Origin of the sequence: Bradyrhizobium lablabi (assembly GCF_001440475.1) — a bacterium.
GTDB lineage: Bacteria > Pseudomonadota > Alphaproteobacteria > Rhizobiales > Xanthobacteraceae > Bradyrhizobium > Bradyrhizobium lablabi.
Genome location: NZ_LLYB01000017.1, coordinates 1 through 3905, shown reverse-complemented (window position 1 = coordinate 3905; position 3905 = coordinate 1). Strand labels below are relative to the sequence as shown.

The following is a 3905-nucleotide window of genomic DNA, read 5'->3' as shown; positions in this document are numbered from 1 at the left end:
GCAGCCATCAGCGATCGCTCACCGCTGCAATCGCCTTCTTAACGGACGACTTCGTAGAGCCCGAGTATCAACGCTCGATCGCCTCCAAGTGCGGGCCAAGCGCAGCTGCGAAGCCCAGGATGCATCGGGGGTCTTGTACGAAATCCCCCTGCCCGAATTCTAACGGGTCATGGAAAGCGAGTTCCGCGATGAGAGCCCTGACGCTTACCCCGCGAATGCACGTGTCAAACCAGTTGGTGCAAAGAAGAGTTTTGAGAGCTCGTAATTCAACGACTTGCGAGAGCGTTATTCGTCGCTTCACATTTGCAACAAATGCGCGCAAGAACTACGAGATGCACACTTAGCCCAGCTATAGAGCGTCACTCGCCAAGGTGGAGGCGCCCGTTAGAATTGCGTCGGATGCGCCACAGTTTGATTGGTCCCGAAACAACGGGCACTCGCCTAGCAAACCGATGCGATTTGAAAAATCTGACGCCGTGCAGACGAGGCGTAATTTTCGATCAGCGTGGTCCTGCTGCACCTCGGGCATTCAACGGATTCGTCACGTCTGCGATCGGGAAGCCGGGCAGATGCCCGGCTTCCAGGAAGAGTATCAACTCGGCCTCATAGGGCGTAGGATCGATGTCCCGCGCCTTTAGCCACTCCGGCTTGTAATAGGTCTGCCGATAGCGCTCGCCGGAGTCGCAGATCAGCGTCACCAGCGATCCCGCTTGGCCGGCGCCGCACATCTCCGAAGCCAGCCGGCACAGTGCCAAGAAGTTGGTGCCGGTAGAGCCGCCGACCGGCCGACGCAGGCGACGCGACAGCACGTTCATAGCCGCGATCGTCGCAACATCCGGGATCTTCATCATGCGGTCGACCACGGTCGGAACGAAGGATGGCTCACAGCGCGGCCGACCGACGCCTTCGATCAGCGAGGGACGCTCGCAAGTTCGCGAGCGGTCCTGATAGCGGAAGCAGTCGAAGAAGGCGGAATGCTCGACATCGGCAATGCAGAGCTGCGTTGGAAACTGACGATACCGCAAATACCGCCCGATGGTCGCCGAGGTGCCGCCAGTGCCGGCGCCCATCACGATCCAGTCCGGCACAGGGCGCGGCTCGCCCTTCAACTGGGTGAAGATCGACTCGACGATGTTGTTGTTGCCGCGCCAATCCGTCGCCCGCTCCGCGAAAGTGAACTGGTCCATGTAATGCCCGTTGAGACGGGTGGCGAGCGCCGCTGCCTCGGAATAGAGCGCGCGGCCGTCGTCGATCAGATGGCACTTGCCGCCATAATGCTCGATCGCAGCGATCTTCTCGGCCGACGTCGTCCGCGGCATCACGGCATAGAAGGGTACGCCGATCATCTGCGCGAAGTAGGCCTCTGAGACCGCCGTCGACCCCGACGAGGCCTCGACGACTGGCGTGCCCTCGTGAATCTGTCCGTTGCAGAGCGCGTAGAGGAACAGCGAGCGAGCCAATCGGTGCTTCAGGCTGCCGGTCGGATGGGTCGACTCGTCCTTCAAATAGATGTCAATCCCGGCGAGAGCCGGCACGATCAGCCGAATTAGATGCGTATCGGCAGTGCGGCACTGCTCGGCCTCGATCGCAGCCACGGCCTCGTCTACCCAGCCACGCCGAAAGCTCGGCACGCTGGAGTTATTGTGATTGAAAGACGTGCGCCCGATCGACATAGTGTCTCTAGCATGAAATAATTCGCTTTGCACATCAAGTCGTATTGCCGCGGTCGCTCTGATGCCCGACGCCGAGCTTCCGAGCGGCATGGAGGGCTCCAGACTGCCACGAAGCGCTGCATCGGCAGTTCGCATAGATTTCCGGGTCCATCGAGGCACGATACGTGACGACGCATCGCATTCGAGGAGCTTCGCAGGACCAACGTCGTGGGGGCTTTTCAGCATGTGCTGCTACGTCAAGGCGGCCGGCTCATCATGCGCTTAACGCGAACGCGTTCTTCGCGGACCATTATCGGAATGGATACGTTCTATCAAAACAATAGATTTTATCAATTTTGCCGCAATCCCCATAGTCAGACGCCGGCTAACTCAAGCATCAATCAGGAAAATGCGCGTGAAACGACTTGTTGGTTTCAACACAGTTGCTGGATGATGGGCAAGCACGAACGGATGATTGCCCAGCTGCGCCCTGGTATGCGCCGTACTGGATTGGGACTGAAGAGGTGTGCTCATGAGGTCTGCGAAAAGCTGGACAGGAGGCTTTTCATGGTCGGTAGACCCACGGAGGCGGAGCTTTCGCGCAGTTCTTCGAGGCTGGTCTCGTTTGATAGCATCGGCCCCGGGCACCCAATCTTGCATTCTCAATAGGTAGACTAATCATGAGGCATCAATCGCTAGAGCAGGAACTAGCCGCCGACGATCCGTGGAGGCTCGACGGTAATCCATTCGAACGCGAGCGTCACTCGCAAATGCTCCGGCTATCGCTCTCGCAAGGCGTGATTTCCCACGCCCTTGAGGTCAGGTGCGCGGCCGGCGCATTTACGGAAATACTAGCACCTCATTGCAAACGGCTCACAGTCATCGACGTTATGCCGCAAGCGATTGCTCGAGCTCGCCTGCGGACGAAACGGTGGTCGCACATAACTTGGATGGCTTCGGACGTTCAGCAGTTTTCGACCGCCGAGCGGTTTGATTTGATCGTACTGGCCGAAGTCCTCTACTACCTTGGTGGCGTGGCCGACATGCGTGCGACTGTCCGCAAGTTGGTGCAGATGCTGGCGCCAGATGGACAGCTGGTTTTTGGGTCAGCCCGAGATACCAATTGCAGGCGTTGGGGCCATGCCGCTGGTGCTGAGACCTGCATCCTCATGTTGAAGGAATCGTTGGTCGAAGTCGAGCGAGTGAGTTGCCAAGGTCAGTCGGCTAACGAAGACTGCTTGATCTCCTGCTTTCGGCCGAATTAATGCCGGCTCAAGAGGGTATCAGAAGAATGTGTAAGCAGGTTTCTGTGAGTTTACCTTACCGAGAAGACTCACATGACGACCGACACGACGTTTACACCTGAACTACTGGACCACTGCTTGCTAACTATGAAAAGCCTAAAGACCTCACAGGTACGGACGAGCTTTTAAGGCAGCTGAAGAAAGACGCTGATTGAGGCGCTTGGTGCGAAGCCGAGCGATCACCTTGGCTATGAGAAGAGGGACCCGGACCGGCAGCGGCAACGGGAAATCGGCCAAGAGCAAGAAGACGATATCGTCATGTTCAGCGCTCCACGTTCAACACTTCTTCCGGCTTGTAAGTCGCCCGGGCGTCAGTGATGCAGATCCTTCCGGACCGACTGAGAAGTGAGGCGCCGTGCAAGCAGCAGTACTTCAACTACCTCTTCTTATAGGCTTACTCCGGTTGGTCTTAAGGCCCTTGAGCCGATTCATTCGCGAGGAACGACGCCAAAATTCCAGTTTTCCAGCCAATGGTGGCGGCGACGTCCAGGTTGAAGGCGTCTTCTCATAATTTATCGCCAAGAACTTCAGCGCGGGGCATTGCCCAGATCAACTCACTGGGCGTGGCGGTCGCCGCTGCCGCACAGCTGTGCCGAGGGACCTCGCCATCACCTGCTTGCCACGTGCAATACCGCGGTACATGCCCGTGCCACGCTGCTCGATCTCCGCATACGGGATTTCTCTGCCGGTTAGCTGCGCACGCGCCTCGGGTTTATGAAAGTAGATATATCGCATCTGTTGGCCGTCGAGCGGCACGCCCCGGCCTGACCATGAGCCCGCCAGTCTTGGTGAGATGAGCCGCGCGCTTCTTGCCTGTCACTTGCGTATCTTGTGTGTGATCGAGCCGTTGGGCAATCGCAGCAAGCTCCTGTTCAACTTGATCCCGGTCAGCACGAAGGTAAGCGCCCGGTTATGGCCGCCTTTCGTTGTGGGGTTCGGATCGGATAGC

2 protein-coding genes are annotated in these 3905 nt (G+C 58.0%); one reads left to right on the top strand and one right to left on the bottom strand.

The window, feature by feature from the left end:
* Positions 1-500: 500 nt before the first annotated feature.
* Entirely contained in the window at positions 501-1673 is a 1173-nt protein-coding gene (locus tag CQ14_RS00160; RefSeq protein ID WP_057855945.1) for a PLP-dependent cysteine synthase family protein, read from the bottom strand.
* 659 nt (positions 1674-2332) lie between these two features.
* Here CQ14_RS00160 and nodS point away from each other — a divergent pair.
* Positions 2333-2917, top strand: coding sequence for a nodulation methyltransferase NodS (gene nodS / locus CQ14_RS00155; RefSeq protein ID WP_057855944.1), 585 nt, complete (start codon positions 2333-2335; stop codon positions 2915-2917).
* The last annotated feature ends 988 nt before the right edge of the window (positions 2918-3905 follow it).

Excerpts from the sequence above, each read along its gene's own strand:
- CQ14_RS00160 (WP_057855945.1), bottom strand. The coding sequence starts at position 1,673 with ATGTCGATCGGGCGCACGTCTTTCAATCACAATAACTCCAGCGTGCCG.
- nodS (WP_057855944.1), top strand. The coding sequence starts at position 2,333 with ATGAGGCATCAATCGCTAGAGCAGGAACTAGCCGCCGACGATCCGTGG.